This window comes from Nocardia thraciensis, from assembly GCF_054782435.1.
The window spans coordinates 198,049-224,530 of the sequence record NZ_BAAGSM010000011.1 but is presented as its reverse complement, the minus strand read 5'-3'; the positions used below and the strand labels follow the sequence as shown (position 1 = coordinate 224,530).

The 26,482-nt window shown below is 69.3% G+C and carries 30 protein-coding genes and 1 pseudogene; 12 read left to right on the top strand and 19 right to left on the bottom strand.

Going from position 1 to position 26,482, the window contains the following annotated elements:
- Positions 1-301 precede the first annotated feature (301 nt).
- Entirely contained in the window at positions 302-577 is a 276-nt protein-coding gene (locus ACYVLQ_RS06150) for a hypothetical protein (protein WP_460696384.1), read from the bottom strand.
- Positions 578-677: 100 nt separating this feature from the next.
- On the bottom strand, positions 678-905 hold the full coding sequence (locus ACYVLQ_RS06145; protein ID WP_460696383.1) for a hypothetical protein: 228 nt from the start codon (positions 903-905) through the stop codon (positions 678-680).
- 29 nt (positions 906-934) lie between these two features.
- Between ACYVLQ_RS06145 and ACYVLQ_RS06140 the strand changes: the two genes are divergently transcribed.
- Both ACYVLQ_RS06140 and ACYVLQ_RS06135 read left to right on the top strand, forming a co-directional pair.
- On the top strand, positions 935-1,870 hold the full coding sequence (locus ACYVLQ_RS06140; protein ID WP_460696382.1) for a LysR family transcriptional regulator: 936 nt from the start codon (positions 935-937) through the stop codon (positions 1,868-1,870).
- Between the two features lie 284 nt (positions 1,871-2,154).
- Positions 2,155-2,907: an SDR family oxidoreductase gene (locus ACYVLQ_RS06135; RefSeq protein WP_460696381.1), complete on the top strand. Its 753-nt coding sequence runs from the start codon at positions 2,155-2,157 to the stop codon at positions 2,905-2,907.
- Positions 2,908-3,363: 456 nt separating this feature from the next.
- Here ACYVLQ_RS06135 and ACYVLQ_RS06130 read toward each other — a convergent pair whose 3' ends face one another.
- The 3 genes from ACYVLQ_RS06130 to ACYVLQ_RS06120 form a co-directional block, all read right to left on the bottom strand.
- A complete protein-coding gene (locus tag ACYVLQ_RS06130; protein ID WP_460696380.1) occupies positions 3,364-3,819 on the bottom strand; it encodes an SRPBCC family protein in 456 nt (151 codons plus the stop codon).
- Between the two features lie 70 nt (positions 3,820-3,889).
- The gene (locus ACYVLQ_RS06125) at positions 3,890-4,864 is read right to left on the bottom strand and encodes an alpha/beta hydrolase (protein ID WP_460696379.1); all 975 of its coding nucleotides are present in this window, start codon (positions 4,862-4,864) and stop codon (positions 3,890-3,892) included.
- A 164-nt stretch (positions 4,865-5,028) separates the two neighbouring features.
- Positions 5,029-5,616, bottom strand: coding sequence for a TetR/AcrR family transcriptional regulator (locus ACYVLQ_RS06120; RefSeq protein WP_460696378.1), 588 nt, complete (start codon positions 5,614-5,616; stop codon positions 5,029-5,031).
- Here ACYVLQ_RS06120 and ACYVLQ_RS06115 point away from each other — a divergent pair.
- Positions 5,597-6,484, top strand: a pseudogene (locus ACYVLQ_RS06115) (DMT family transporter); the annotation flags it as partial. The gene ACYVLQ_RS06120 and the pseudogene ACYVLQ_RS06115 overlap by 20 nt on opposite strands.
- A gap of 93 nt (positions 6,485-6,577) precedes the next feature.
- Here the strand turns inward: ACYVLQ_RS06115 and ACYVLQ_RS06110 are convergent.
- Both ACYVLQ_RS06110 and ACYVLQ_RS06105 read right to left on the bottom strand, forming a co-directional pair.
- On the bottom strand, positions 6,578-7,762 hold the full coding sequence (locus ACYVLQ_RS06110; RefSeq protein ID WP_460696377.1) for a Cmx/CmrA family chloramphenicol efflux MFS transporter: 1,185 nt from the start codon (positions 7,760-7,762) through the stop codon (positions 6,578-6,580).
- Positions 7,763-8,006: 244 nt separating this feature from the next.
- On the bottom strand, positions 8,007-9,554 hold the full coding sequence (locus ACYVLQ_RS06105; RefSeq protein WP_460696376.1) for an acyl-CoA carboxylase subunit beta: 1,548 nt from the start codon (positions 9,552-9,554) through the stop codon (positions 8,007-8,009).
- Between the two features lie 106 nt (positions 9,555-9,660).
- On the opposite strand from ACYVLQ_RS06105, the gene ACYVLQ_RS06100 reads away from it, so the two are divergent.
- On the top strand, positions 9,661-11,352 hold the full coding sequence (locus tag ACYVLQ_RS06100) for a hypothetical protein (RefSeq protein WP_460696375.1): 1,692 nt from the start codon (positions 9,661-9,663) through the stop codon (positions 11,350-11,352).
- Here the strand turns inward: ACYVLQ_RS06100 and ACYVLQ_RS06095 are convergent.
- Positions 11,333-11,992, bottom strand: coding sequence for a hypothetical protein (locus ACYVLQ_RS06095; RefSeq protein WP_460696374.1), 660 nt, complete (start codon positions 11,990-11,992; stop codon positions 11,333-11,335). The two genes, ACYVLQ_RS06100 and ACYVLQ_RS06095, sit on opposite strands and share 20 nt — an antisense overlap.
- Positions 11,993-12,135: 143 nt before the next feature.
- Here ACYVLQ_RS06095 and ACYVLQ_RS06090 point away from each other — a divergent pair, with 143 nt between their 5' ends.
- Both ACYVLQ_RS06090 and ACYVLQ_RS06085 read left to right on the top strand, forming a co-directional pair.
- Positions 12,136-13,320: a sensor histidine kinase gene (locus ACYVLQ_RS06090; protein WP_460696373.1), complete on the top strand. Its 1,185-nt coding sequence runs from the start codon at positions 12,136-12,138 to the stop codon at positions 13,318-13,320.
- Entirely contained in the window at positions 13,317-13,961 is a 645-nt protein-coding gene (locus ACYVLQ_RS06085) for a response regulator (RefSeq protein WP_460696372.1), read from the top strand. Before ACYVLQ_RS06090 ends, ACYVLQ_RS06085 begins: the two co-directional genes overlap by 4 nt.
- A 29-nt stretch (positions 13,962-13,990) precedes the next feature.
- On the opposite strand, the gene ACYVLQ_RS06080 is transcribed toward ACYVLQ_RS06085, so the two are convergent.
- From ACYVLQ_RS06080 to ACYVLQ_RS06070, 3 genes are read right to left on the bottom strand one after another with little or no spacing between them, the layout of a single operon-like run.
- Entirely contained in the window at positions 13,991-15,052 is a 1,062-nt protein-coding gene (locus ACYVLQ_RS06080) for an ADP-ribosylglycohydrolase family protein (RefSeq protein WP_460696371.1), read from the bottom strand.
- 21 nt (positions 15,053-15,073) lie between these two features.
- Complete coding sequence (locus ACYVLQ_RS06075) at positions 15,074-15,220, bottom strand: DUF1059 domain-containing protein (protein ID WP_068015626.1); 147 nt, start codon at positions 15,218-15,220, stop codon at positions 15,074-15,076.
- 43 nt (positions 15,221-15,263) lie between these two features.
- Positions 15,264-15,818, bottom strand: coding sequence for a GNAT family N-acetyltransferase (locus ACYVLQ_RS06070; protein WP_460696370.1), 555 nt, complete (start codon positions 15,816-15,818; stop codon positions 15,264-15,266).
- A gap of 60 nt (positions 15,819-15,878) precedes the next feature.
- Here ACYVLQ_RS06070 and ACYVLQ_RS06065 point away from each other — a divergent pair, with 60 nt between their 5' ends.
- A complete protein-coding gene (locus tag ACYVLQ_RS06065; RefSeq protein ID WP_460696369.1) occupies positions 15,879-16,253 on the top strand; it encodes a PIN domain-containing protein in 375 nt (124 codons plus the stop codon).
- A 5-nt stretch (positions 16,254-16,258) separates the two neighbouring features.
- On the opposite strand, the gene ACYVLQ_RS06060 is transcribed toward ACYVLQ_RS06065, so the two are convergent.
- Together ACYVLQ_RS06060 and ACYVLQ_RS06055 are read right to left on the bottom strand one after the other, a co-directional pair.
- A complete protein-coding gene (locus ACYVLQ_RS06060) occupies positions 16,259-16,546 on the bottom strand; it encodes a hypothetical protein (protein WP_460696368.1) in 288 nt (95 codons plus the stop codon).
- A 180-nt stretch (positions 16,547-16,726) separates the two neighbouring features.
- Positions 16,727-17,329, bottom strand: coding sequence for a TetR/AcrR family transcriptional regulator (locus ACYVLQ_RS06055; RefSeq protein WP_460696367.1), 603 nt, complete (start codon positions 17,327-17,329; stop codon positions 16,727-16,729).
- A 90-nt stretch (positions 17,330-17,419) separates the two neighbouring features.
- Between ACYVLQ_RS06055 and ACYVLQ_RS06050 the strand changes: the two genes are divergently transcribed.
- The gene (locus ACYVLQ_RS06050; RefSeq protein WP_460696366.1) at positions 17,420-18,457 is read left to right on the top strand and encodes a beta-ketoacyl-ACP synthase III; all 1,038 of its coding nucleotides are present in this window, start codon (positions 17,420-17,422) and stop codon (positions 18,455-18,457) included.
- Between the two features lie 120 nt (positions 18,458-18,577).
- Here ACYVLQ_RS06050 and ACYVLQ_RS06045 read toward each other — a convergent pair whose 3' ends face one another.
- Positions 18,578-19,282: a L,D-transpeptidase family protein gene (locus ACYVLQ_RS06045; protein WP_460696365.1), complete on the bottom strand. Its 705-nt coding sequence runs from the start codon at positions 19,280-19,282 to the stop codon at positions 18,578-18,580.
- A gap of 305 nt (positions 19,283-19,587) precedes the next feature.
- On the opposite strand from ACYVLQ_RS06045, the gene ACYVLQ_RS06040 reads away from it, so the two are divergent.
- Complete coding sequence (locus ACYVLQ_RS06040) at positions 19,588-19,815, top strand: hypothetical protein (protein ID WP_460696364.1); 228 nt, start codon at positions 19,588-19,590, stop codon at positions 19,813-19,815.
- Here the strand turns inward: ACYVLQ_RS06040 and ACYVLQ_RS06035 are convergent.
- From ACYVLQ_RS06035 to ACYVLQ_RS06025, 3 genes are all read right to left on the bottom strand, one after another.
- Positions 19,796-20,221 (bottom strand): arsenate reductase ArsC, encoded by a 426-nt coding sequence (locus ACYVLQ_RS06035; RefSeq protein ID WP_460696363.1) that lies wholly within the window; start codon positions 20,219-20,221, stop codon positions 19,796-19,798. The two genes, ACYVLQ_RS06040 and ACYVLQ_RS06035, sit on opposite strands and share 20 nt — an antisense overlap.
- Positions 20,222-20,311: 90 nt before the next feature.
- Positions 20,312-21,418, bottom strand: a complete 1,107-nt coding sequence (gene arsB, locus ACYVLQ_RS06030) for an ACR3 family arsenite efflux transporter (RefSeq protein WP_460696362.1) — start codon at positions 21,416-21,418, stop codon at positions 20,312-20,314.
- The gene (locus tag ACYVLQ_RS06025) at positions 21,415-21,789 is read right to left on the bottom strand and encodes an ArsR/SmtB family transcription factor (RefSeq protein WP_460696361.1); all 375 of its coding nucleotides are present in this window, start codon (positions 21,787-21,789) and stop codon (positions 21,415-21,417) included. Before ACYVLQ_RS06025 ends, arsB begins: the two co-directional genes overlap by 4 nt.
- 94 nt (positions 21,790-21,883) lie before the next feature.
- Here ACYVLQ_RS06025 and ACYVLQ_RS06020 point away from each other — a divergent pair, with 94 nt between their 5' ends.
- Positions 21,884-22,492, top strand: a complete 609-nt coding sequence (locus tag ACYVLQ_RS06020; RefSeq protein WP_460696360.1) for a GNAT family N-acetyltransferase — start codon at positions 21,884-21,886, stop codon at positions 22,490-22,492.
- Positions 22,493-22,775: 283 nt separating this feature from the next.
- Here ACYVLQ_RS06020 and ACYVLQ_RS06015 read toward each other — a convergent pair whose 3' ends face one another.
- Complete coding sequence (locus tag ACYVLQ_RS06015; RefSeq protein WP_460696359.1) at positions 22,776-23,324, bottom strand: TetR/AcrR family transcriptional regulator; 549 nt, start codon at positions 23,322-23,324, stop codon at positions 22,776-22,778.
- 93 nt (positions 23,325-23,417) lie between these two features.
- Between ACYVLQ_RS06015 and ACYVLQ_RS06010 the strand changes: the two genes are divergently transcribed.
- Together ACYVLQ_RS06010 and ACYVLQ_RS06005 are read left to right on the top strand one after the other, a co-directional pair.
- Complete coding sequence (locus ACYVLQ_RS06010) at positions 23,418-24,131, top strand: SDR family NAD(P)-dependent oxidoreductase (protein ID WP_460696358.1); 714 nt, start codon at positions 23,418-23,420, stop codon at positions 24,129-24,131.
- A 176-nt stretch (positions 24,132-24,307) separates the two neighbouring features.
- Complete coding sequence (locus ACYVLQ_RS06005) at positions 24,308-24,553, top strand: hypothetical protein (RefSeq protein WP_460696357.1); 246 nt, start codon at positions 24,308-24,310, stop codon at positions 24,551-24,553.
- Between the two features lie 11 nt (positions 24,554-24,564).
- Here ACYVLQ_RS06005 and dnaG read toward each other — a convergent pair whose 3' ends face one another.
- Positions 24,565-26,451, bottom strand: a complete 1,887-nt coding sequence (gene dnaG / locus ACYVLQ_RS06000; RefSeq protein ID WP_460696356.1) for a DNA primase — start codon at positions 26,449-26,451, stop codon at positions 24,565-24,567.
- Between the last annotated feature and the right edge of the window lie 31 nt (positions 26,452-26,482).

Sequence of the window (26,482 nt, the reverse complement as noted above, 5' to 3'; positions counted from 1 at the left end):
AACGACAATTCCGGAATCGACCGCGCCACCCTGATCCCGTCTCCATACTCGCATACCAGACCAGCCAAACGAACGGTCTTACGCGCATAACCCACCAAGAGCAGACCCGCGATCACATCTCCGACTGTTCCTGCGCCTCATACCGATTCGCGGCCTCAGCCAGCTTCGTCGCCGACTCCTCCAGCGCGGCGATCACCACCTCGGCGCCCTGCTTCCGCTCCGTCCACGACCCTCGATCAAACGGAACCCGGCGTCATCTCGAACCATATGCGCGCACCGACCAACCGAAACTCCTAGCGGATCAATGCGCGCTGCGGTGGCGCGTCGCGTAGCGGACGACGGACGCTACGGCCGCGGCGGGCAGGAAGTTCAGCAGCCAGAAGGGGATTTCCTCGACGAAGCCGTACTCTTCGTCGATCACGCCGACGGCCATGTTGCCGCTGACCAGTGCCAGCCAGACGAGCAGGAAATCCTCTGTGGCGCGGCGGATTCCGCGCTTGCCGAAGGCGGAGCCGACGAGCAGGAACACGGCGAGCAGAACGAATCCGACGAGGATGATGACGGTGGTGCGGCTCATCTGGTCTCCAATTCCGGCGCCGGGTCGGTGCCTGTGCGAAGACGTACACCAGATCGAAGAACAACTCCATCGTCGTGACCGGCGGCTCGTCACCGGTCCGTCACAGCGATTGCAGCCGCATGTCCTCCTCCTCGATCGCCACACGCCCTCGGAGCGATGGGGATGGCGTGAACGGTGATGTCGCGGCAACATCCCCGTCCACGCCGGTATCGACGGTATGTCCATACCCCGCTGATTCGGAAACAGTAAATAACTGGCTACCTACAAGGGGGGATTGTAAGTGCAGGTCGAGCGGGTTCAGTGCGCAGACGGTGTCGAACTCCGGCACGGGCTCCGTGAGCCGGTAGCATGCCGCGCATGCTCAATCCCGCGGTGTCGCCGACCGAGGAGCCGCTGGACTCGCGGCGATTGCAGCAATTCCTGTGTGTCGCGGACCATTCCGGGTTCAGCAAGGCCGCCGAGCAGCTGCACCTGAGCCAGCAGGCGCTCAGCGCATCGGTCGCCAAACTCGAATCCCAGCTCGGGGTGACCCTGTTCGACCGCACCGGGCGGCAGGTGCGGCTGACGGCGGCCGGGCAGGCGCTGCGCGACGGTGCGTCGGTGCTGCTGTCGGCGGGGCAGGTACTGGCGCGGCAGGTCCGCGACGCCGCCGCCGCGCAACGTCGGCCGTTCGTCGTCGCACATACGCCGGCGATCACGGCCGAGGAGGTGCACCGGCTGCTCGAACCGGTCCGCCACGGAATGCCGGACGTGTCGGTCACCGCCCTGCAGATGTTCCCCAAAGACCTCGAGACGGCAGTGCTGAACGGCTCGGTCGACCTCGCCCTGCGGCGCGGCACCACCGTCCCCGCCACCCTGGCGGCCGCGGTGATCGCCTACCACCCGCTGCATCTCGCCGTCGCCCGCGACCACCACCTCGCCGGACACCACGCCATCGCAATTCACGACTTGCGCGACGAGCGGTTCATCGTCTGGGCGCCGCCGGGCACGTCGTTCTACACCGACTTCATCCTGAGTACCTGTCGCCGTGCGGGTTTCGAACCGGCCCTGGTGGTGAACCGGATTCAGGGCACGACGCCGGCCACCGCGGTGCTGGACTACCCGGACGCGGTCGCCTTCGTCACCGAGCCGCCCGGCCCGGCACTCGGCGGCGACGTGCAAGTCATCGACATCACAGACCCACCCCTCGCCCCGGTGCAGGGCGTCTGGCTACCGCACACCCGCTCGGCCATCCGCGACCTGCTCACCACCGGCGACAACCCGCGCACCATCTCGCCTTCACCCCGCCGATAACCTGCCATCCCCCACAGGCTCCCGATTCCCCGCGCATCCTCGCAGACCGGTTTCCCGGCACGCCCCGGAGACCCGATTCCCCGGCGCGCTTTTGGCCGGATCCACTGCAAGTGCCCGTAGATTCCGGCCAAAAGCGCGCCGGAATAGAACCAGGTTCAAAGCGAGCACACCCTGCGCAAACAATCAATAGTGGTGAGTACACCAATAAGTTCTGTTTCACATTTGTGCAAGACGTTCCTAGCGTCGAGTTCGCAAGATCCCGAACCGACAAGAAGGACTCTCTCATGAGCACAGTGTTGGCAGGTAAATCGGCGATCGTGGCCGCGGGCGCGAAGAACCTGGGCGGACTCGTCAGCACCGGCCTCGCCGAGCGCGGCGCGAACGTGCTGGTGCACTACAACAGCGCGAGCAGCGAAGCCGACGCCGACAAGACCGTCGCCGCGATCGAGGCCGCCGGCCGCGCAGCGGTCAAGTTCCAGGCCGACCTCACCGTCCCGGCGAACGTGCGGCGCATGTTCGACGCCGCCGTCGACGCGTTCGGCTCGGTCGACATCGCGGTCAATACCGTCGGCAAGGTGCTACGCAAGCCGATCGTAGAAACCACCGAGGCCGAATACGATTCGATGTTCGACATCAATTCCAAGGCGGCTTACTTCTTCCTGCAGGAGGCGGGCAAGCGGCTCAACGACGGCGGCAAGATCGTCACCATCGTGACCTCGCTGCTGGCGGCGTTCACCGACGGCTACTCCACCTACGCCGGCGCCAAATCCCCGGTCGAGCACTTCACCCGCGCGGCCGCGAAAGAGTTCGCCGCACGCGGCATTTCGGTCAACAACGTCGCCCCCGGCCCGATGGACACCCCCTTCTTCTACCCCCAGGAAACCCCGGAACGCGTGGAGTTCCACAAGTCCCAGGCCATGGGCGGGCGCCTCACCCAGATCGACGACATCGCCCCACTGGTCGAATTCCTCGTCACCGACGGCGGCTGGATCACCGGCCAGACCATCCTCGCCAACGGCGGCTACACCACCCGCTGACGGCCCCCGCGCGGCGCCCGGACGAAAACACCGGGCGCCGCGCCCTTTTCGCACCGACCCAGGTGATGGCCATGCCCGGCGGCCACTTCGACGTCGCGGACCGCTATGTCGAGCCCACCGTGTTGTATCCGTCCGAGGGGAGCGATCCGGCGCTGCAGCAGGAAGTCTTTCGGTCCGGTGTTGCCGGTGCTGCGCTACATCGACTCGACGAGGTCGTTCAGACGATCAAGGACAAACCGAAACCGCTGGTGCTGGGCGAGGCCGAGCAGCCGGGTCGATTCCGTGGGGATCGGCCGATGCGGCTCCTCTGGCGGCGACGAGCTCCGCCGACAGCGCGAATTCTGCTCTGGGCACTGGGAATCGCGCTGATCGTCGGCGCGCTGCGAAAGTACTCCCCCTCTGATGATCGAGGGCCGACTCGAGTCGCGTCATCTCGGCCACGGATTGCGGTGTGCCTCAGGGGGTTTCCACGACCTGTTTCATTCGCTGGAGCGTTTTGAGCATGTCGTTGCGGTTGCGGCGGCCGCGCGCCCAGCCCAGCGCCGCCCAGTACACGCGGAGCAGGAAGCCGGACAGCTCGAAGGATTCAGTCACCTCTGTACCACCGTCGTTGGGGCGCAACCGATAACCCCATCGGTTGATTCCCTTGCCGCCCGGGCCCAGGACCGTGAACGCGAATTCTCGGCCCGGATCGCACGCGACCACCTTGCACACGGTCCAGTACACCGGCCCGACCTCGTTGCGGCGCACATGCCCGCGGAACTTCGCCCCGACCGCGGGCCCGGTGGCCGTGCCCAGCCACTCGGCTTCGAATGTCTCCGGGCTGAACTCGCCGATCCGGGTGATATCGCTGACCAGCTCCCACACCTTCTCCGGTGGCGCCGCCATCTGAACCGTTACCGAGTCCCGCATGCCCGGGACACTACCCGGGCCGAACCCACGCGGCGGCGCTGGACCGCGTCGCGTTCCGCGGGGAGGCGGGTCAGCTGACGCCGAGCGAATCGAGGATCATCGGGCGCGCCGTCGCCAGCGCCTGCTGCCAGTACGGCCAGGTGTGGGTGCCGTTGACGATATCGACCCGGGCGGCGATGCCCAATGCCGACACCCGATCTCGGAACATCTGCGCGGCCACCATCGTCAGCGCGTCCAGGCCCATCGCGTTCACGGTGTTGCCGACCCCGTTCGGCAGATCGAGCGGGCCCGGGAGGCCGTTGCCCGCAGAGACGTACATCGGCAGCCCGCGCAGCAGTTCGGCCTGTTCGGTGGCGTCGTTGCGGCGCCAGGCGGGATCGCTCGCGGGACCCCACATGTCGTCGACGTTGAAGTTGCCCTCGTCCCACATGGCCGCGCGCATCGCCTCGTTCCACAGCGGGAAGGTCGGATGCACGAATCCGGAGAAGGATCCGGCGAACTTGAACTGGTCGCGGTGGTGGGCGGCCAGAGTCAGGGCGGCATTGCCGCCCATGGAGGCGCCGACGACGGCATTGTTGGTCCGGGAGACGCCATACCGCGCGAGGAAGGCGGGCAGTTCCGAGGTGAGAAAGGTCTCCCACCGGTAGGTCGTGGCCTGACGATTGGTGCTGCTCGGCCGATACCAGTCCGTATAGAAACTCGAGCGGCCGCCGACCGGGAACACCAATGTCACGTTGTCGCCCGCGAATTGGCGCAGCGCGTCGGTATCGGTCGTCCACTGGCTGTGGTCGGCCGGGGCGCGCAGGCCGTCGAGCACGTACAGCGCCGCACTCCCGCCGCGCGCCGCCCACTGCACCTGGACCTTGATCGGCCCCATGCTCGACGGCACGGACAACTCCTGGAATCCGCCCGCCGGTGCCCGCAGTACCGGCGCGGAGACCGGCACCGCATGGGCCGTCGCACCGATCCCCGACAACAGCAGGACCGTTGCCACGACGGCGCCGGTCCTGCCCAGCCATTCGCGCCGTCCCACAGATCGCGCCACCCCGTGTACCTCCTCGCTTCTGTCCCGGCAAGATGCCGAAGTCCCGAATGGGTCGCTGCTCAGGATAAATTGCCGGGCGGGCCCGGCCAGCGCCGGGAAGACCTCCACATTCTCGCGCATACCCGGTGGGCCGCCGCGAACCCTGTGACGGATAACGGTTTCCCTCAAGGCCGATCCGGGACACCTACCAGCAGGGACAGCGCCACGTCGCGGGCATCCGTGATCGGGGACGCGGTGACCCGCATGCCGTAGCAGACCAGCGCGCCTTCGTGCAGTAGTGAGATGGTGTCGGCGACGGTGCCCGGGTGTGGGACGCCCGCCCGTTCGGCGATTGCGCGGAACAGCTCGCGCATCCACTGCTTCTGCTGCACTGCCACCGCGTGGCCGGGGTGGTCGGGCGGCAGTTCGGCGTGGGCCCGGATCATGCTGCAGCCCTTGGCGCTGTGCGCGCGCATCCACTCGTCGGAGGCGTCGAACACCGCTTTCAGCTGCGCCTGTGGATCGTCCGGCACCGCCACGCGGCGGTCGCGGAGCTGTTCGCGCCAGTCCGCGTCGCGGGCGCGCAGGTACTCGACGACCAGGCGCTCCTTCGAGCCGAATCGGTCGTAGAGCGTCCGCTTCGTGACTCCCGATTCGGCGGCTATCCGGTCGACGCCGACCGCGGTGATCCCGCTGTCGTAGAACAACCGCGACGCGGTGCCGAGGATCTGCCGGGCCTTCGGCGTCCAATCGATGGGGGCTGCCACGTCCACGCATTCCACTATACAGATCTGTATAGTGGAGTCGATGGGTATACAGATCAGTAAAGTCACTCTCGGCCGGGTCCGGGTCGCGGCGCTGTCGGCGCTGTTCGTGGCCTGCTGGAGTTCCGGATTCATCGGGGCGAAGCTGGGTGCCGCGGACGCACCGATCACCACCGTGCTCATGTGGCGTTTCATTCCCCTGGCCGCGGTCCTGACCCCCGTGGCGTACCGATTTCACCGCGTTCGCGCCATTCCACGGCCCAGGCCTCGAATCATGCTGCGGCACATCGTCATCGGCGTACTGTCGCAGACCGGATATCTCACGACGGTGTACTGGGCGATCGCCCGCGGGGTGAACACCGGCACCACGGCGTTGATCGACGGGCTCCAGCCGCTGGCCGCGGCGGCCCTGGTAGGCCCGCTGCTGGGCGTGGCGGTGACCGGGCGGCAGTGGGCCGGACTGGGGTTGGGCGTCTGCGGCGTCGCCCTGGTCACCGCCTCCGACGCGGCGAACGCCTCGGGCGTGCCCTGGTGGGCGTATCTGATCCCGCTGACCGGCATGCTGAGCCTGATCGCGGCGACCTTGGTGGAGCGGCGCACCCCCGGCCAGGTCCCGCCGCTGACCAGTCTGACGATCCAATGCTGCACCAGCGCAGCGATATTCACCGGCGCCGCACTGCTGACCGGAACCGCCACCCCACCGGCGGCGGGGAATTTCTGGCTGGCACTGGCCTGGCTGATCCTGCTGTCGACCCTGGGCGGCTACGGCCTGTACTGGTACCTCGTCGCGAAACTCGGTGTCACACAGGTGAATGCGCTCATGTTCCTGATGGCGCCGGTCACCGCGGTATGGGGTGCGCTGCTGTTCGGCGAATCCTTTACGGGAATCACTGCCGCCGGACTGGCCATAGGCGTCGCGGCAGTGATCACCGTCAACATGAAGCTGGGCGACCCCGCATCCGGCGCTGCGTCAGTCCGCGGCGACCGGCACTTGCTCGGCCGGGGTCGCGACCTGTCGGTAGCCGAGGGCGACGACCGCGGTCGCGAGGGCCGCGAAGGCCGCGCTGGACCACAGGGCCGTCACCGGACGGCCGGTGCCGTCGACCACCAGCCCGGCTACCGCCGGGCCGAGCACGGCGCCGATGTTGAAGGTCGTGGTGGCCAGTGCCCCCGCCACGCGCGGCGCGGTGGGCGCGGCGGTCCGAACGATCGTCGCGATGAGGGTGGACCCCACACCGAAGGCGACCGCGCCGGACACCGCCGCCATGACCACCACACCGACCAGGGTGTGCGCGGTCAGCGCGGCGAGCAGCCAAACCCCCACGAGCACAACAGTTCCGAAGGCCACGATCCGTCCGCCGCGGCGGTCGCCGTAGCGGCCGCTGAGCGTCACTCCGAGAAACGAGCCGACGCCGAAACATGCCAGCGCCACGGGAACCCAGCGCTCGGCCCCCGCGGCGACACCGCCGGTGATCGTGCCGAGATAGGTGAACCCCGCGAACGTCGCCGCATTGACCAGCACACCCGCCGCGACGGCGACCCGGACCGGCCGCCGGGCCACGACCGCCCATTCGCTCCGCAGCGAATGTTCCCGCGCCGCCGGCCGATCACCCGTGCGCGGGACCATCCCCCATACCGGCGCCAGCGCGACCGCACTGACGATCGCCACCGCCCAGAACGCCGACCGCCATCCCCAAGCCTGGCCCAGCAGCGTTCCGGCGGGCACACCGGCAATGCAGGCCACGGTCACCCCCGACACCACCACGGCGGTGGCGCGTCCGACCGCGGCCGGACCGACGAGCCGCGGCAACGCCGCCAGCGCGACGGCCAAGAACCCCGCATTCGCCACCGCGGCGACCACCCGGGTCACCAGCAGCACCGCGAACTCGGCCGTGACCGCCCCGACGACATGGGCGGCACAGAACACCGCCAAAAACCCTGCCGCCGAATGCCTTAGCGGCCATCGCCCCGCCAGCGCCACCACGGCGGGCGGCCCCAGCACCATCCCCGCCGCGTACAGCGACGTCAGCAGACCCGCGCTACCGAGGGAAACCCCGGTATCGACGGCGATCCGCGCCATCAACCCCGACACCATGAACTCGGACGTGCCCTGCGCGAAAACCGCGACAGCCAGCACGAACACCACAATGGGCATAGAAGATCTCCGGATGCGAGGGCGCCCCGCGGCGCCCGGACGGAAATGCACGCCGGGCACAACCCCGACGGCAAGAAATCGACATCGTCCGGCGTTACGAATACGCCCCGGCCGTTGACAACCGGAGACCACGCACCCGCAACGCCGCCCGGCCCTTGAGACCGAGCGGCTACCGTCTGGACGACTCCGGAGAATTCACCCCCGCACCGTAACAGCCACCCCGCCCACCCGGCCAACGAGTTGGCTAGAGCGGCATGAGATGGTGCTTGCGAGGGTCGTGGCGGGCGGTCTTGTCGCGCAACAGGTGCAGGGCCTTGCGGATTTCCAGGCGGGTGTCGGCGGGTCGGATGACCGCGTCGATGTAGCCGCGTTCGGCGGCGACCCAGGGGGTCGCGACGGTGGCGTTGTAGAAGTCGATCATCTGCTGGCGCAGGGCCGGGCGGTCCTCGTCGGGGACGGCCGCGAGCTGGCGGCGCTGGGTGAGGCTGACGGCCGCCTCGCCGCCCATCACCGCGATGCGGGCCGTTGGCCAGGCGAGGTTGACGTCGCCGCCGAGTTGCTTGCACCCCATCACCGCGTAACCGCCGCCGTAGGCCTTGCGCACCACGACGGTGACGATCGGAACGGTCGCCTCGACCACCGCGTAGAAGAACCGGCCGCCGCGCTTGATGACGCCGATCCGCTCCTCCTCGACGCCGGGCAGCACGCCCGGGGTGTCGACGACGAAGATCAGGGGAATCCCGAATCCGTCACAGAGGCGGATGAAATGGGCGGCCTTGTCCGAGGCCCGGGCGTCGATCGCGCCGCTGGACACCAGCGGCTGGTTGGCGACGACACCGACGCTGCGCCCGTCCACCCGCGCGAATCCGGTGATCATATTGCGCGCGGCGCCGTCGCCGACCTCGTGGAACCCGCCGTCGTCGAAGATGCGCAGCAGCACGTCGTACATGTCGTATCCGGCGCGGTCGGAGTCGGGGATGATCGAGTCGAGTTCCCGGTCGGCGTCGGTGATTTCGGGTTCGAGGCCGGGATTGACCACGGGCGCCTGCTCGAAGCAGTTCGACGGCAGATAGCTCAAATACGTACGCGCCCAGTCGAACGCGGCGCGCTCGTCCGCCGCGACATGGTGAATATTGCCGTTCTGAGCCTGGGTGTAGGCGCCGCCCAGCTCGTCGAGGGTGACCTCCTCGCCGGTCGTCTCGCGGATGATCTCGGGCCCGGTCACGAACATGTGCGCCGACTCGGTCGCGATCAACACATCGGTGTTGATCGGTGAATACACCGCTCCCGCAGCACATTTGCCGAGCATCAGCGAGACCTGCGGAACCACGCCGGACAACCGCAGCTGCCGCCTGCTCATGGCCGCGTACCAGGCGAGCGAGGTCACCGCGTCCTGCACCCGGGCGCCGCCGGAGTCGTTGATCGCGATGAACGGGCAGCCGACATCGGCGGCGAAATCCATCGCCCGGGCCACCTTGCGCCCGAACATCTCCCCCACCGAACCGCCGAACACCGTCTGGTCGTGCGCGATCACGACCACCGGGCGGCCCTCGACGGTCCCGCGCCCGGTGACCACGCCGTCGCCGTAGAGTGCGTCGGCGGCGCCGGGCTGCTTCACCAGCGCCCCGATCTCGAGGAAGCTCCCCGGGTCGAGCAGCATGTCGATGCGCTCGCGGGGACTGGGAATACCCTTCACGGCGCGCTTGGCGACACCTGCCGCCCCGGCCGGTTCCCGCGCCGACGCGAGATGCTCGCGCAGCAAGTTCAGCTTCGCCGCGGTCGTCGTCTCCAAAGGGTCGATCCTCCTCGTTGCTGCGGGATTGCCGATTACGCTTCCACTCGACACTAGTAGGTATAGACGCGTACACAACGATGTGCACTGCAATAGACTCGCGAGCGTGTCGTCTACAGCAATGCAGCGCGGCGGGGAGCCGACATATCAGCAGCGCAGCGGGCGCGCACTCGAGGAGCGCACGCAGGCGATGATCATCGCGGCGGCCGAGCAGGTCATGACCGCGAGAATCGCCGCGCCCGGTCCGGACGGTTCGATCGCGCACCTCACCACCGCCGACGTATGCGCGGCGGCGCGCGGATACGTCCGGCGCGACGGCACCGAGGGCCCGATCCCGAAGGCCACGATGTGGAAGCATTTCAAGACGATCGGCGCGCTCGCCGCCGCGGTGGTCGAGACGATGACCGCGGGGAACCGGCCCGTTCCCGACGAGATCATCGACCTGGCCGCCGCCGGCGCCCGGCCGCACAGTCGCCGCGAGACCGACGACGCGGCGCGCTGGGAAGCGCGGTTCTCCAGCAAGCACTACAGCCTCGCGCAGTTGGAGGCACAGTTCGACGCCGCCTCCGCCCGCGACGACCGGCCCGACATGCTCTACTGGGCCGCCGAACGCGCTGCGCGCCCACTGCGCAGCCACCGGCGCGGTGACCGGACGCACGTGCGCAGCGCCCGCGACTGGGCGCGCCGCGGGCTGCGCCTGGTCGCTATCGATTCCCGCCTGGACTGCATGATCGGCATCCGCTGCGCCCAGACCGCCGCGGCGGCCGAGGCCGTGCTGTCGCGCGAGGCCGACTACGAGCCCACAGGGCTGAGCCGGATTCGGTCGATCAAGGAGACCGAGATGTCGTTCGCCGCGGCGCTCGGGTGGGACCTGCACCGGGAGCTGGCGCGATTCCACGCCGACCATGCCCGCGGGCTCGTCGAGGCCGACCCGGAGCGCGAGATGCAGGCGATGCTGACCGTCGCGACGACGCTGCCCGCGCTGTGCGGACCCGATTCCGCGCCGACGCGAGAACCCCGCGACGGCTTGCGCGCCGAGGAACTCGCCGACATCATCGCCGGACTGTGCCGAATCCGGCTGGCCTATGCCGACCACCCCGACCATCGGGAGCTGTTCGCCGATCTCTTCGGCGACCGGGTGCCCGAGCTGACGCGGGCCCTGCTGGCGTGCTTCCCGGCGACCAATGACGAGCGTCGCCGTCACGAAGGCAATGTCCGGGCGCTGCTACGTCTCGACGACCTCGCGCGGCGCCTGGACCGCATCGACCCGGCCGCCGAGCCCGAGACCTTCCTCGCCCACCTCGCGGCCTACGAGCAGGCCTCCGGCGATCTGTTGCGGACCACCGAATTCGGTAGCGTCCGTGACATTCTCGTCGCCCGCTACCTCACCGCCAAGGCCCGCGCCCTCGTGCTGCACGAAGAGCGGCGAACCGGTCCGACGCCACCGCGGGCGGTCGGTTCGCTCGTCCGCCCCGATCCGGCCGTGCTGACCCAGGCCGCCATCCAGTTCTACGACCACGCCGCCAAGGTCACCAGCCGCCGCGGCTCCGCCGGGGTGCTCCGGGAGCGGGCGGCCCGCGCCCGCGCGGAACTCGAGCGGTCGAAACCGCCGGGAGACAACGGGAACCCCGACGAGACGGAGGTGGCGGACGGCGCCTTCGAGACCATCCTCGCGGCCATCAACGATCTCGTGCTGATCACCATCAGCCGCCGAAACCGCTTCAGCGACACAGAAATCCGGCGGCTGCTCGATATGATCGACCCGATGTACTACTACATCACCTCCGGGCGGAACTGAACGTCGCCCACACCGGGCCGACCGCCAGCCAGATCAGCAGCACCGTGGTCAGCCTGCCCATCCACGCCCACAGCTGCTCGGTGCGGTCGGGCGAGCCGACCACGAACACCAGCAGCAGCATCACACCGCAGGCGATGGCCCAGGCGAGCAGGCATTTCGCCCATTCCCGCCACTCGTAGGGGACCCGCCCGGGAGCGCCGGACGGCGGCGGTTTCACCGGCGGCGGTCCCCCGGCGAACCGATGGTTGACCCGCTGGTCGACCCAGCGAATCGTGCTGTGCCCGAACGCGATACTGAAACCCAGGTAGGCGGCGCCGAGCCCGTGCGCGGCGGTGGCGGTACTGCCCCGACCGAGGTCGAACACCGTCACGATCAGCAGCGCCAGATCCAGCAGCGGCGTGCTGATCAGCAGCGCGTTGCTGACGCGGCGCCACCGCAGCAGATAGCGGACGGCCAGCCCGAGCGCCAGCAGCACCCAGAACCCCACCTCGCAGGCCGCGATCATCGCCGCGAGCGGGTTGGCCCGAACCGGGTCGAGTGCCCCCGCCACGCCCTCGAGCGTGCCGGCCCGAACCTGAGCGAGTGCCCCCGCCACGCCATCGAGCGTGCCGGCCCGAACCTGAGCGAGTAACGCCTCCATGCCCCGAGCGTGCCGGTCCCTGCCCGTGCCGCGCGTCGGCGATCGGGGGCACACCGGGTCATCACTTCGTTGGATGCCCGCCCAGACTCGTTCCCCCTTTCGTCCGAGATCCACCCGGCACCGGATGTGCTGAGATGGAAGGCATGAGGGTGCCCAGGTTCGGCGACTGGCCCGCCTGGCGCCGCGACGGGCTGATGGCGCTGGCCTGTTTCGGGGCCGGCAGCCTGCTGCTGACGGTGCAGGTGCCGCTGACCGTGCGGTTCGGCACCGGCTGGTCCGTGCCCGGCTGGGCACATCTTGTGCCGCTCGCCGGTGTCTGCTGTTGCCAGCTGCTGCGGACTCGCGCGCCGATCGCGGGCCTGCTCGCCGGGCTGGCGGTCACCGCGGCCGCCGCGCCGATCGGGTGGAGCCTGGGCATGCTGTACGTGCTCTGCGACCTGCTCTACTGCGCGACCCTGAACGGCTCGCTGCGGGCGAATCGGATCATCATCCGGGGGGCCGGGTCGGTGGTCGTCGCGGCCGGTCTCGGCGCGGGCCTGGCCACCGGCGACTGGCGGAAGGGGCTGCTGACCGTGCTGGGAATCGGCGCGTTTCCGCTGATTCCGGTGTGGTGGGCGAACGAGGTCCGGGCGCACCGCACCATCGCCGACTCCGAACGCGATCGCGCCGATCAGCTCGTACGGATCGCCGAGTTGGACCGCCGGGCCGCGGTCACCGCCGAGCGCTCCCGGATGGCGCGCGACCTGCACGACGTCGTGGCCGGGCACCTGTCCGCGATCGCGATCCAGTCCGAGGCGGCGCTGTCCATGGTCGACGGCGACCCGCGCATGATGCGGACCGTGCTGGCCTCCGTGCGGGAGAACAGCGTCGCCTCGCTCACCGAGATGCGGGCGATGATCGGGCTGCTGCGGTCGGACGAGACCGGCGAGCCCCGCACCGCTCCCGCCCGCTTGTCGGATCTGGAACCGCTGCTGGATTCGGCGCGCGCGGCCGGGCTGACCGTGCGCGCGGATCTCGACATCGCGCCGAATCTGCCTGCGGCGCTGGACCTTTCCGCCTATCGAATCGTGCAGGAGGCACTTACCAATGCGGTCAAACACGCCCCGGGCAGCCGGGCCGAGGTCAGCGTGCGCCGCGCGGACGGCAGGCTGGTGATCGATGTGATGTCCAACCATGCCGCGGCCGCGACCGGTTCCGCGGGCGGCGGCACGGGTCTGACCAACATGCGGGAACGCGCGCATGCCGTGGGCGGCGTGCTCACCGCCGGACCGTGCGACGACGGCTGGCGGGTCCGGGCGGAGCTGCCGGTGCCGGAGGCGGCCGGATGACCGTTCGCGTACTGCTCGCCGACGATCACGCGGCGGTCCGGGCCGGTCTGGCCATGATCCTGGGCGCGGCCGACGGCATCGAGGTGGTGGCGGAGGCCGCCGACGGCGACGCCGCGGTACGCAAGGCCACGGCGCTGCGGCCCGACGTCGTGCTCATGGACGTGCGGATGCCGGGCCGCGACGGCATCGACGCCACCCGGCACCTGGTCGAACAGGGCATCGCCCAGGTGCTCATGCTCACCACGTTCGACCTGGACGAGTACGTGTACGGGGCGCTGCGCGCCGGGGCGGCCGGCTTCCTGCTCAAATCGGTCGAGGCCGCGCGGCTGGTGGAGGCCGTCCGGCTGGTCGCCGCCGGGGACGGCGTGCTCGAGCCGAGCGTCACCCGCCGGGTGATCACCGCCTTCGCCGACACCCCGGGCCCGTCCACCCCGCCTCCCGGTCTCGCGGACCTGACCGACCGCGAACGCGACGTCCTGACCTGCCTCGGCGAGGGCCTGTCCAACCAGCAGATAGCCCGCCGCCTCTCGATCAGCGAGGCCACGGTGAAAACCCACGTCTCCCGGGTCCTATCCAAGCTCGACCTACGCTCCCGAGTCCAAGCCGCCATGCTCGCCCGCGACGCGGGCCTACTCCCGTAATCGCATCCCCGGCATGCTCTCGGCCGGGGTCAGTCGATCGGGTACCTGATGCCGAGGGCGGTGCGGTCGCCCGAGGCGAAGGTGGTGACGAGGTCGTCGGCTACCTGGACGAGGATGTCGCGGCCCTCCACCGCGACGGCCCAGTCGCGGGGCAGGGCGGCGACGCCGTACACGGCGCCGAGGAGGTTGCCCGCGACCGCGCCGGTGGAGTCCGAATCGCCGGAGTGGTTGACCGACAACAGGAGTGCGGCGCGCACGTCACCGGTCCGGACCGCGTGCAGGGCGCAGTACACCGCGACGGCCAGGCACTCCTCGGCGATCCAGCCCGCGCCGACCTGCTCGACCCGCTCGGGCGTGGGCTCCTGTTCCGACAGCTCGACCGCCCGGCCCAACGCGGCCACCGCCTCCCCCGCCGCGGGGAACACCGCGAGCTGAGACATGGTCTGCCGCACCGCGTCCGGCAGTTCGACACCGTTCACCACGCGATCGACCAGCGCCGCGAACGCCCCCGCCGCGAAGTATCCCGTCGGATGCCCGTGGGTCAGCTGCGCGGCCCGCGCGGCCGTCGAGAAAGCCTGGTCGGGCCCCACGCCGATCAACCCGAACGGCGCGGACCGCATCACCGTGCCGCAGCCCTTCGATCCCGGATTCACCGGCCCCTCCTGCCCGAGCGGGCTCGGCGCCAGGAACTCCCGCGCCTGCCGGCGCAGGCCCGACATGCACGCATTCCCGGGTGCGCGAACGGCGTGCAGAAACCGCAGGCCGATCAGCCAGCCGCCGGGCTCGGGGCCCTCCTGCTCCTGGGTGTAGAGCCAGCGCAGGTAGGCGCGATGCAGGGCCGGGATCGGATCGGCGCCCGGCGCGGCGCGCAGCAGCCCCTCGGCCGTGAACAGCGTCATCTGGGTGTCGTCGGTGATCTGTTGCGGCGCAGCCGGATCCGACTGCGGCAGAAATCCGGTCACCCCGTCGGCGCCGTACCGCTCCCGAATCTTCGGCAGTTGCACGAACTCGATCGGCCACCCGAGCGCGTCGCCGATGGCCCCGCCCAGCAGCGAGCCTCGAACACGGTCGAATACTGTCTCATAGTCCACCACGAGACAGAATCTAGGCGATCAGTAGGCGATGAACAGGATCTCGTCGCGCGAGTACTCGTGCCCCGGGTGGTTCGCGGCCAGGTGGGCCTGCGTCTTCTCCACCAGATCGTCCTCGTCGGTCCCGACGATCGCTTCGCCGCAGGGGCAGTTCAGGTTTCGCTTCATCTGTTTGTCCTTCCTCCTTTCTTCGCGAGTCTAGAGGGGCGGGTCAGGGCCTGCGCCCGAGGATCTCGTAGATGATCTCCGGACCGTCCTCCTCGTCCCACTGCCGCCCGACCTCGACCAGGCCGTACCGCGAGGCCAGCCGATAGGAAGCGGTATTGCCGGGGCTGATCGAGGCCCGGACCGTCCGGATCCGCGGATCTTCCCCCGCGCGGCGCAACAGGGCCTCCAGCGCCGCGCGCGCATAGCCGCGCCGCCGGTGGGCCGGGTCGATGGCGTAACCGACCTCCACCGTTCCCGTGTCGTCAGGAGGTGCGTGATACCCCGCCATCCCCACGGTCAGCTGCCGCGGCACGTCGACGACGGCGCCGGTGACCCAGGCTGTGCAGGCCGGGTCCTCCCGCGCCTGCCTGCCGCGCCACGCCCACACCCGACGCCAGCCGGGATCGGTGAAATACTCGGTCAGCGGCACCGGGCTGAGCGCGTTCGCCGCCGCCAGATCGCCCGCGGTGAGCGCGTCGAAGATCGGACCGCTGAGCGCGACGATCCGGACGACCGGGGTTCGGCCGACCTCGTCGGGCACGGTCTGCTGCAGTGACACGCATCCAACCTCTCACACCCGCGGCCGGATATCTTCGGTGCGACGGAAGGAGATTCGGACGTGCACGAGGACGAGCCGCTGATCGTCGTGGACGCGGCCAATGTCGTCGGCTCTCGTCCCGACGGCTGGTGGCGCGATCGCGCGGGGGCGGCACGGCGACTGCTCCTCCGGCTGAGCGCGACCGGGCAGCTCGGGGACATCGTCGTCGTCCTCGAGGGCGCGGCGAGGGCCGCCGCCGGGAACAGCGGCGAATTCGACACGCTGCGCGTGGTGTCGGCGGCGGGGTCCGGGGACGACGCCATAGTCGCCGAGGTGGCCGCCGCCCGGCCGCCGGTCACCGTCGTGACCGCCGATCGCGGGCTCCGCGCCCGGGTCGAGGCGCTCGGCGCGCGGACGGTCGGCCCGCGCTGGCTGCTGGACCGACTGGAGCCCTGACCCGATCACGCGGACCCGGTGGGCTCCCAGTCGTTGGGGTGACCGTGCACCGCGGGGTCGTAGAGCACGACGAACCGGAACTGCTGCGGCGCGGACAAGGGGAAGGGGCCCACGCTCAGTTCCTCGGAGGTGTATCGGTCGCTGCTCATCGTACGGACCCACTTCGGGGTCCGGTCCTGCTGGTCGAGCCACTTCTGGAAGACCGAGCGCGACGGCTTGGCGGCCATGATCACCGACATCAGCGGTAGCGCCTCGAGCTCCTCGACGGTCGAGACGAATCGTAGGCCGCTCACCCGTCGCGCCTCTCCCGGCCGAGCCTGGAACTCCGTTCGGCTCTATCCCTCGTTCGCTCGCTCCGTACCCTCATGCGGTTGATCTTCCCATCCACCCCCACCTGCGGTGGCGCGCTTCACGCGGATTACCGGACCGGGGGGATTGTCCGCGCCCACCGCGAGGCCGAGATGCGGCAACCGTCAGGTGCGCACGGGGGCCTGCGCGCCGAGCGCGAGGTGGTGGTGCAGCAGCACCGTCAGGTGGGCGCGGGCGTCGTCGAAGGGCCGGGGCGACTTGAGCGCGCGGCTCTGCACGATCGCGCCCTCGATCGCCGACAGCAGCAGGCCCGCCAGCGAGCTCGCGGTCTCCACGGGGACACCGGCGGCGACCAGTCCGCGGGCCAGGCGATCGGTCCACTCGGTGAAGGCCTGCCCGGCCACGGACTGCACCGCCGGGTCGAGCTCGTCCAGGGCGGCGGCCATCATGAACGACCCCTCCCGGTAGTCGCTGGCCTCGAGCGGGTCGCGCCAGAACGCGAACAGCGCGTCCAACCACTGTTCCGGCGTCGGCGCGGTGGCCAGCGCGTCGGCCGTCACGGAGACGTGCGAATAGACCACGCGCGACACGATCCGCGTCGCCGTCTCCACCAGTTCGCCCTTCCCCGAGGGAAAGTGCTGATACAGCGAATTGCGCGAGGCGTTACTGCGCTTGAGCAGTTCACTCAGCCCGGCCGCGTGCACGCCGTGCTCCTGCACCGTGGCGATGGTGCTGGCGATCAATCGGGTGCGCGGTCCGGCGGTCACGCGAAGCCCTCCTACCCTTGTGTGAACCAATCGGTTCATGTTAGACCTTACATGCGTGAACCGATCGGTTCATGCGAAGAGAGGATCGCCGTGCCCGCCCACATCGCCACCGCCACCCCGGTCTCCCATGCCGAACTCCTCGGACTGGGCGTGTACCGACCCCGCCGCGTCGTCCCGAACGCCGAGATCGTCGACCGCATCCAGTCCTCCGACGAATGGATCCGCACCCGCTCCGGCATCACGGCCAGACGCTGGGCCGAGCCCGACGAGACCGTGATCTCCATGAGCACCGCGGCCGCCCGCGACGCCCTCGCCGCCTCCGGCATCGGCGCCGACCGGATCGACGCGGTGGTGCTGGCCACCTCGTCGCAGATGGTGCTGGGCCCGTCGGCCGGTGCGGTGGTGGCCACCGAACTCGGCATGCACGACACCGCGGCATTCGACGTGTCGGCCGGGTGCGCCGGATTCTGCTACGCGCTGGCCAACGCCGCGAACCTGGTCCGCTCCGGCCAGGCCCGCTACGTGCTGGTGATCGGCGTGGAACGGCTGACCGATCTGCTCGATCCGACCGACCGCACCTGCGCGTTCATCTTCGCCGACGGCGCCGGGGCGGTCGTGGTGGGCCCGGCGGAGGCCGAGGGCATCGGACCGGTCGCCTGGGGCTCGGACGGCAGCCAGACCGCGGCGATCAAGCAGGACAAGGATTTTCAGCAGTACTTCGCCGAGGTCGCCACGGCCGAGGCGAGCGGCGGCAGCACGGTGCGGCCCTATATCCGGATGGACGGCCAGGCCGTATTCCGCTGGGCCGTCACATTTCTGGAGAAGGCCTGCCGTGACGCCCTCGACCAGGCCGGGGTCGCCGTCAGCGATCTCGACGCCTTCGTGCCGCACCAGGCCAACAGCCGCATCACCGACGCACTCATCCGCGTGCTGGGCGTCCCCGACAATGTCGCGGTGGCCCGCGATATCGCCGAGACCGGCAACACCAGCGCGGCCTCCATCCCGATGGCCATGGAGGAGTTGCTGCGCTCCGGCTCGGCCAAGCCCGGCGACATCGCCCTGCTGCTCGGCTTCGGCGCCGGTCTCGCCTACGCGGGCCAGGTAGTGCGGCTACCCGCCATCGGATAAGGCCAGCCGCCAATCCCGGCCCCCGTTCCCGGCACGGTTCCCGACCCTGCGTTCCCAGCACGCTTCCCTGGCCCCGCATTCCCGGCACGCTTTTGGCCGGGACCCTGCCGAGCGCGTCCGTCACGTGGCGTACATGCCGATGACCGGCTTTCGCGACGGCTCCAGGGTGGTGAGCAGGGTGCGCATGACGTCCTCGGGGACCGCGACGCATCCGGCGGTCGGCTTGTCCGCCGCGACGTGGACGAAGAACGCCGAACCCTGCCCCGCGACAACCGGTGCGCGGTTGTAGTCGATGACCAGCGCGTAGTTGTACTGCGGATCGGTTGCCCCGAGATTCTCGGCGGCCTCGGTGTCGAACGGGCACTCCGAATCGGCGCACTGATACTTCTGGTTGTAGAAGGGGCTCTCGGTATCCGACACCCACCACCAGGTGTTCGACGGATCGACGGGCAGGTAGGGCAGCCGCGCCCGCGTGTCGGACATGCGGCCGAAGGCCTCCGACACCGTGAAAGTGCCCTCCGGGGTAAAGGAGGAGCCCTCCCTCGCCTGCTTCGAAATCCCTTCCTTCCCAACCCATGCCGGGGTGCTGAGCGTGCGCTTCCAGCGACTGCCGCGCTGCCACAGTTCGAGCGTCCCGTGGTCGGCCCCGCGCTCGGCCGTCACCCAGACGACCTGGGTGCCCGGAACGGCGTCGGCATCGAACGGCGGCGGCTCGTCCGCCGTGAGCCCGGGCAGCAGTAGGAGAATTCCGGTCACCGCCAGGATCACCACCACCACCGTGGCGATCAGCCAGCTCGCCTTGTTCCGAAAGTCGCTGTTCGACATTGCCGTTCACGTCCCTGGGGTCGATTGATCGCGAATACGCTGCGGTGATCATGCCCGAAATTTCTCGGCGCGCGAATCGATGGCGAAAATTCTCGGGTCTCAGTTGACCGGACTACGGCGCTCCAGGAAAGCCGGTGTCGCGCCAGACGCCGTCGAGTTCGCCGATCCGTACGCGGACACCGACAGTCCGGTAACCGGCCTCGTGATGTAGCCGCGCGGTGAGGCCGGGGCGCCCGCGGCCCATCCGACCACCACCGCCCCGGCCGCCACACCCGGCCGTCCCCTCGAATTGTGAAGGATCCCCGATGCCAAAAGATTTCGATATCACGTCGTCGGCGGCGGCCAGTCCGGACTCGCCGCCGCACTGCATGCCGCCGACTATCGCGAGCCGACACCCCGGATTGGTCTACACCGGTGTGGAATTCCAGCGCAGCTTCGCCTCCGACACGCTGCGAAGCGTCCAGTGCGACGCCGAGCACGTGGCCGCGGCACTCGCGGGCGAAGCCGGTGCGATCATGCTCGCCGCCGGATAGCGCGAGGAGGCCGCAACTCGGCGACGAGATCCGCGACGAGTGTGCGGATCTCGTCGCGGATGGGCCGCACGGCGTCGAGGCCCTTACCGGCGGGATCGTCCAGAGTCCAGTCGCGGTAATCGACGCCCGGGAAGTACGGGCAGGTGTCGCCGCAACCCATGGTGATGACCACGTCGGAGGCTTCGACGGCGTCCGGGGTCAGGATCTTCGGCGACCGGGCGGACAGGTCGATGCCCACCTCGGCCATGGCCTCGACCGCGGCCGGATCGATCGAGTCGGCCGGAGCGGTGCCCGCCGACCGCACCTCGATCGCGTCTCCGGCGAGTTCGACCAGAAACCCCTGAGCCATCTGGGACCTGCCCGCGTTGTGAACGCACACGAACAGGACGCTGGGCTTGGATGTCATGGTGTACAGGGCCTTTCGGCTCAGGGGGCAGGGATGTCGAGCTCGGACAGCCGGTCGGATCTGAATGTGTCTGTGCGGCAGGACTTTCGGTCATGGTCGACTCCGGGAACTGGTGTGGATTTGCTCGGTATTGTTGACACCGAAGCGCTTTCGAAGGGGTAGCGAGATGTAGACCAGACCCACCAGCACGGGCACCTCGATGAGCGGGCCGACGACTCCCGCCAGTGCCTGACCGGAGGCGGCGCCGTAGGTGGCGATCGCGACCGCGATGGCGAGTTCGAAGTTGTTGCCCGCGGCCGTGAAAGCCATCGTCGTGGTGCGGGCGTAGCCGAGACGCAGGAACGCGCCGAGCAGATAGCCGCCACCCCACATGAGCGCGAAGTAGATCAGCAGCGGGAGGGCGATGCGGACGACATCCACGGGGTGCGAGGCGATCTGTCCGCCCTGCAGCGCGAACAGGATGACGATCGTGAACAGCAGGCCGTACAGCGCCCACGGACCGAGGCGGGGAAGCAGGGCCGACTCGTACCATGCGCGCCCCATCGCGCGCTCCCCCAGACGACGGGTGAGATAGCCTGCCAGCACAGGGATTCCGAGAAATATCAGCACCGACTCGGCGATCTGCCACGGCGAGGCGTCGATGGTGGTCTGCTCCAGGCCCAGCCATCCGGGCAGCACCGACAGATAGAACCAGCCGAGCACCGCGAACATGATCACCTGGAAGATCGAGTTCAATGCCACCAGGACGGCGGCGGCCTCGCGGTCACCACAGGCCAGGTCGTTCCAGATGACCACCATCGCGATACACCGCGCCAGGCCGACGATGATCAGGCCGGTCCGGTACTCGGGCAGGTCCGGCAGCAGCAGCCACGCCAGCGCGAACATCAGCGCCGGTCCGATCACCCAGTTCAGGACCAGCGAGCCCACGAGCAGACCGCGATCGCCGGTCACGGAGTCGAGCCGGTCGTAGCGCACCTTCGCCAGCACCGGGTACATCATGACCAGCAGGCCGACCGCGATGGGCAGCGAGATCCCGTCGATCTCCACCGCGCCGAGCACCTCCCCCAGCCCCGGAACCATCCGGCCGAGCAGCAGGCCCGCCACCATCGCCACGCCGATCCACACCGGCAGGAACCGATCCAGCGTCGACAGCTTGCCGACCACCCCGCCCTCGGCGGTCGCGGTGTCGATACTCACGCGCCCACCCCCGCCGCGGCACCCGGAACCAGGACGACATCCGAAATCCGTTGCAACGCTTCCGGAACGACCCGGTAATACACCCACGACGCGCGCCGCTCGCTGGCCAGCAGCCCCGCCTCCCGCAGCACTTTCAGGTGGTGCGAGATCGTCGGCTGACTCACCTCGATCCCCTCCGACAACTCACACACGCACGCCTCGCCACCGACCCGGCTCCCGATCCCCCACAGCAACCGCAGCCGTATGGGGTCCGACAGCGCCTTGAACACGCCCGCCAACTCCCCGGCCGCCACCTCCGCCAGCGGTTCGCGTACCACGGGACGTGCGGCACATCCCTGCACCTCCGCGACCGGCAAGCCCAGATTCGACATGTGTCTATATTGATGAATATCTAATCTGTACGCAAACCAACAACAGCTGAACAGCGCTCAGGCACTCGCATCGGCTGCCGACACCGAGCGGTGGATGGGGTCGATCTGCGACCACTACGACGAGGTGTTCTCGGCGCCGCCGTTCGTCTGGCCGGAGGGCGAGTCGGCCCGGCACCGGGACATGATGCGCAGGTTCGTTCAGGATCCGACATTCGGCGTCGCCTTTGCCCAGACCACCGAGTCGCTGGTCGGCTTCGCCTACGGTGTCGGCCTGAAGCCGGACACACCGTGGTGGGACGGCTTTCAGCGACCTGTTCCCGACAGCGTGACCCGCGAGTGGCCCGGACGGACCTTCGCCGTCATAGACCTTGCCGTCCAGCAGGATTGGCGTCGCCAGGGCCGCGGGCGCCGACTGCTCGACGTGCTGCTCGGCAGCCGCCGCGAGGAGCGAGCGACGCTGGCCGTCCAGCCCCAGGCCGCGGCGTCCCACGCGTTCTACGAAGCCGTCGGCGGCTGGCAGTTGATCGGGCGACAGGACACCCCGGACTACATGTCACCCCAATTCGACATCTACGTATCTATCCACGCCCGTAATTCAGCTTCCGACTGCATGTTTCGTGCCGAGAACTGCGAGGTCGAGGCGGCCGACAGAGGGAACCTCGAGACAGCACCGGGAACCGGGCCATCGACGGCGACGATCTGATCGAACCGTGCCCTCGCGTGCGAACCTGGGGACCACCGACCTTCCGTTGGCCCGCCAGTTCGTCACGGTCTTCGGGTCGACCTCCAGCAGCGCCGCGAACTCGCGGACCGATAGCCGGATCGCGGTCTGCAGCGCGATCGCCTCGAAACCGGTCCATCCCCTCGCCAGCACCATCGCGGTCCTCCGGTTGGCCTGTTGGTAACTGCCTACGCCCGGTGGGCCGACGGGGACCTCCCCGGTCTGGGCCACGGGCCGTAACCGACTTACCGCATGCGGGCCGTACCTACGCTCGCAGCCCGTCGAGCACGAAGGGCAGCGCGCCCCGCCAGGCAGCCTCCCCGGCGTTCTCGCCGAGCAGCGAGAGGGCCCAGAGCAGGTTCACCACGTCCTGGTCGGTGGCGTCGGCGCGGATCGCCCCTGCGCGGCGGGCGCGGTCGAGCACGGCCGAGAAGTGAGTCATGCCCCGCGTGCATGCCCGGGCCAGTTCGGCGGCGGCCGGGTGGTCGCCGGTGAACGCCTCCAGCAGGCCGCGGTCGGCGGTGAGCTGCTCGAGCATGTTCTCGACGAAACCGGTGAGGGCATGCCACGGATCCGGTTCTGCCGCAGCCTGTTCGGCGAATTCGTCGAGGGCGGTGAGGCGCGGCGGGAGCAACGCATCGATGAGGGCGTCGCGCGTCGGGAAGTGGTTGTAGAGGGTGCCGATGCTGACCCCGGCCCGCCGCGCGATCTCCTCCAGCGAGCCCGCCAAGCCCCGCTCGGTGAACACATCGGCCGCCGCGCGCAGCAACCGGTCGCGATTGCGGGCGGCGTCGCGGCGCATCGGTCGGGTCACATCGCTCATCCTACAAAACTTGAGGCACCCCTCAATCTAGTGCTAACCTCGGGCGAAACTGAGGTACCCCTCAATATTTTCAAGGAGCCCGAAATGAGCACTCCCACAGCGGCGATCGTCGGCGTCGGCCCCGGCCTGGGCATGTCCATGGCCCGCCGATTCGGCCGCGAGGGCTACCGCGTCGCCCTCGTGTCGCGCAGCGCGGAACGGCACGCCGCCTACCTCGCCGACCTCTCCTCGCACGGCATCGACGCGACCGCGCACGCCGCCGACGTCACCGACGCGAACCGCCTGACGACGGTGCTGTCGGAGATCGCACACGACGGGGATATCGAGTTCGCCTACTACGGCCCCGGCCCGACGCAGCCGATCGTCCCGATCACCGATATCGACGTCGAGACCGCGCAATCGGCATTCGACTGGGTCTGGCCCGCCGTGCGCGTCGTCGGCGCGGTGCTGCCGGGGATGCTCGAACGCGGCGCCGGTGGGCTGCTGTTCGCGGGCGGACTGTCCAGCGTCCGTCCGCTGCCGATGCTCGGGCAGTTGGTGCTGCCGGTCGCCGCCCTCCGCAACTATGCCGTCACGCTGCACGCCGCCCTGGCCGACCGCGGCGTCTACGCGGGCACCCTCACCATCGGCGGACTGGTCGAACGCGGCAACATTCACGCCATGGTCACCTCGGATCCCGCGAAATTCGGTGCCGCCGAGGGCCATACGCTCGATCCCGACGAACTCGCCGCCGCCGCGTGGGAGATGTATCGCACCCGCGATCGCGCCGAGCAGGTGTTCGACCTTCTGGACCGGTAGAGCGCGGTCATGCCCAGTCCCCGTGCCCGCTGCCAGCCGATCCGGGCATGCCGACATGTCGGACCCTTCTGGCAAGGTACTCCCTACGCCGCGGCCGGACCCGGCCCGGATCGACAGCCCGCCCGGGCGTCGGGCAGGATATACGGCGCGGACAGCGACCGGGAGGAGCCCAAGGAATGCTGCGGTTGATCATCGGCCTCGCAGCCGGATACGTGCTCGGGACCAAGGCCGGGCGAGCGCGCTACGAGCAGATCAGCAAGACCACCCGCGCCATCACCGCCAGCCCAGTCACCCGCAAGGTCCTGCAGGTCAGTCGACAGAAGCTGTCGGACAAGCTGAATACCCAGCCCAAACTGGAGCCGATGGAACCGCTCGACGAGCGCACCACGATCATGGTCCCGCAGGATCAGCTGCGCCGCTGAGTCCGGGCGTCCTAGCTCATAGCTTGGGTGAGCAGGCTCTTGCGGTACTGCTCGAGGGCCACGAGGTCGCCGAAGAGCGCCATGTAGGCGTCGGGCTGCTCGGTGGAGGAGACGCGCTGGAGCTTGGATTTCAGCTCGGCGATCTGGCGACCCACCCAGGATTCCTGGGTGCGGGCCAGCACACCGGTGACGAAACGCTGGATGTCGTCGACCGACTTCACCGGGAGCGGCTCGGCGGACAGCTCCGACACCAGGGCGCGCAGCGTCAGATCGTCGGTATGGTCGGCGACCCGGGTCACCCACTCCGAGCCGCCCAGCCCGGCCGCGGTGCCACCCGCCTCCGCGATCGCGGCCCGCACGGCGATATAGGCAGGGTGCGTGAACGCCTCCGGCTCCAACGCATCGAACATCGGCCCGGCGAGCGCCGGATACTGCAGCGCGGCCGCCAGCACCTGCCGCTGCGGCAGCAGCACCGGATCGTTCGGATTGGGGCGCGCCGCAGCATTCTCGGAAACCGTTGCGGCGGGCGCGGATTCGCGTCCCGGGACGCCGTTCTTGCGGGGACCGCGGCGCGCGGCGTCCCCCACCCGGCGCACCACCAACTGGATATCGTCCCAGCCGACCCACCCGGCCAGCTTGGTCGCATACGCCTTGCGCAGCGCGTTGTCCTTGATCTGCGCCACCACCGGCACCGCCCGGCGCAGCGCCTCCACCTGGCCCTCCGGGGCGTCCAGGTTGTGGTCGGCGAGCAGGCCGCGAATCACGAACTCGTACAACGGAACTCGCCGCGCCACCAGGTCGCGGACCGAGCCGTCGCCGGAGCGCTGCCGCAGCTCGCACGGGTCCTGACCGTCGGGGGCGACGGCGATATAGGTCTGCCCGGCCAACTTCTGATCCCCGGAGAACGCCTTGAGCGCCGCCGCCTGACCGGCCTCGTCACCGTCGAAGGTGTAGATGATCTCGCCGCGCCAGAAGTTGTCGTCCATCAGCAGCCGGCGCAGCACCGACAGATGTTCGTCGCCGAAGGCGGTGCCGCAGGAGGCGACGGCGGTCTTCACGCCCGCCAGGTGCATCGCCATCACGTCGGTGTAGCCCTCGACCACCACCGCCTGATGACTCTTGGCGATCTCCCGCTTGGCCAGGTCCAGGCCGAACAGCACCTGAGACTTCTTGTACAGCATCGTTTCCGGCGTGTTGATGTACTTCGCCGTCATCTGGTCGTCGTCGAACAGTCGCCGCGCGCCGAAGCCGATGATGTCGCCGCCCAGGTTGCGGATCGGCCACAGCAGCCGCCGATGGAACCGGTCGATCGGGCCGTGGCGGCCCGGCTTCGCGAGCCCCGCCGCCTCCAACTCCTTGACGTCGAATCCCTTGCGCAGCAGATGTTTCGTGAGGCTGTCCCACCCGGCGGGCGCGAAACCACAGCCGAACTGCCGCGCGGCGTTGCCGTCGAAGTTGCGGTCGGTCAGGTACTTGCGGGCGGCCTCGGCGCCGGGCTCGTCGAGCTGCGCGGCGTAGAACTCGTGCGCGGCGGCGTTGGCGGCGACCAGGCGCGAGCGGGTGCCGCGGTCGCGCTGCACCGAGGTGCCGCCGCCCTCGTAGTTGATCTGGTATCCGATCCGGTCGGCCATCTGCTCGACGGCCTCGACGAACCCCACGTGGTCGATCTTCTGCAGGAACGCGAAGACGTCGCCGCTCTCGCCGCAGCCGAAGCAGTGGAAGTGATTGTGGTTGGGGCGCACGTGGAACGACGGCGACTTCTCGTCGTGGAACGGGCACAGTCCCTTCATCGAATCCGCACCGGCACGCTTGAGCGAGACGTACTCGCCGACGATGTCCTCGATGCGCACGCGTTCACGAATTGCCGCGATGTCGCGATCAGGGAGTCGTCCGGCCACGATCACCGAGTGTAGCCGCGCGCTCGGCGTG

Excerpts from the sequence above, each read along its gene's own strand:
- ACYVLQ_RS06150 (WP_460696384.1), bottom strand. The coding sequence starts at position 577 with ATGAGCCGCACCACCGTCATCATCCTCGTCGGATTCGTTCTGCTCGCC.
- ACYVLQ_RS06140 (WP_460696382.1), top strand. The coding sequence starts at position 935 with ATGCTCAATCCCGCGGTGTCGCCGACCGAGGAGCCGCTGGACTCGCGG.
- ACYVLQ_RS06135 (WP_460696381.1), top strand. The coding sequence starts at position 2,155 with ATGAGCACAGTGTTGGCAGGTAAATCGGCGATCGTGGCCGCGGGCGCG.
- ACYVLQ_RS06130 (WP_460696380.1), bottom strand. The coding sequence starts at position 3,819 with ATGCGGGACTCGGTAACGGTTCAGATGGCGGCGCCACCGGAGAAGGTG.
- ACYVLQ_RS06110 (WP_460696377.1), bottom strand. The coding sequence starts at position 7,762 with ATGCCCATTGTGGTGTTCGTGCTGGCTGTCGCGGTTTTCGCGCAGGGC.
- ACYVLQ_RS06095 (WP_460696374.1), bottom strand. The coding sequence starts at position 11,992 with ATGGAGGCGTTACTCGCTCAGGTTCGGGCCGGCACGCTCGATGGCGTG.
- ACYVLQ_RS06090 (WP_460696373.1), top strand. The coding sequence starts at position 12,136 with ATGAGGGTGCCCAGGTTCGGCGACTGGCCCGCCTGGCGCCGCGACGGG.
- ACYVLQ_RS06085 (WP_460696372.1), top strand. The coding sequence starts at position 13,317 with ATGACCGTTCGCGTACTGCTCGCCGACGATCACGCGGCGGTCCGGGCC.
- ACYVLQ_RS06075 (WP_068015626.1), bottom strand. The coding sequence starts at position 15,220 with ATGAAGCGAAACCTGAACTGCCCCTGCGGCGAAGCGATCGTCGGGACC.
- ACYVLQ_RS06045 (WP_460696365.1), bottom strand. The coding sequence starts at position 19,282 with ATGTCGAACAGCGACTTTCGGAACAAGGCGAGCTGGCTGATCGCCACG.
- ACYVLQ_RS06040 (WP_460696364.1), top strand. The coding sequence starts at position 19,588 with ATGCCAAAAGATTTCGATATCACGTCGTCGGCGGCGGCCAGTCCGGAC.
- ACYVLQ_RS06035 (WP_460696363.1), bottom strand. The coding sequence starts at position 20,221 with ATGACATCCAAGCCCAGCGTCCTGTTCGTGTGCGTTCACAACGCGGGC.
- ACYVLQ_RS06025 (WP_460696361.1), bottom strand. The coding sequence starts at position 21,789 with ATGTCGAATCTGGGCTTGCCGGTCGCGGAGGTGCAGGGATGTGCCGCA.
- ACYVLQ_RS06020 (WP_460696360.1), top strand. The coding sequence starts at position 21,884 with ATGGGGTCGATCTGCGACCACTACGACGAGGTGTTCTCGGCGCCGCCG.
- ACYVLQ_RS06010 (WP_460696358.1), top strand. The coding sequence starts at position 23,418 with ATGAGCACTCCCACAGCGGCGATCGTCGGCGTCGGCCCCGGCCTGGGC.
- ACYVLQ_RS06005 (WP_460696357.1), top strand. The coding sequence starts at position 24,308 with ATGCTGCGGTTGATCATCGGCCTCGCAGCCGGATACGTGCTCGGGACC.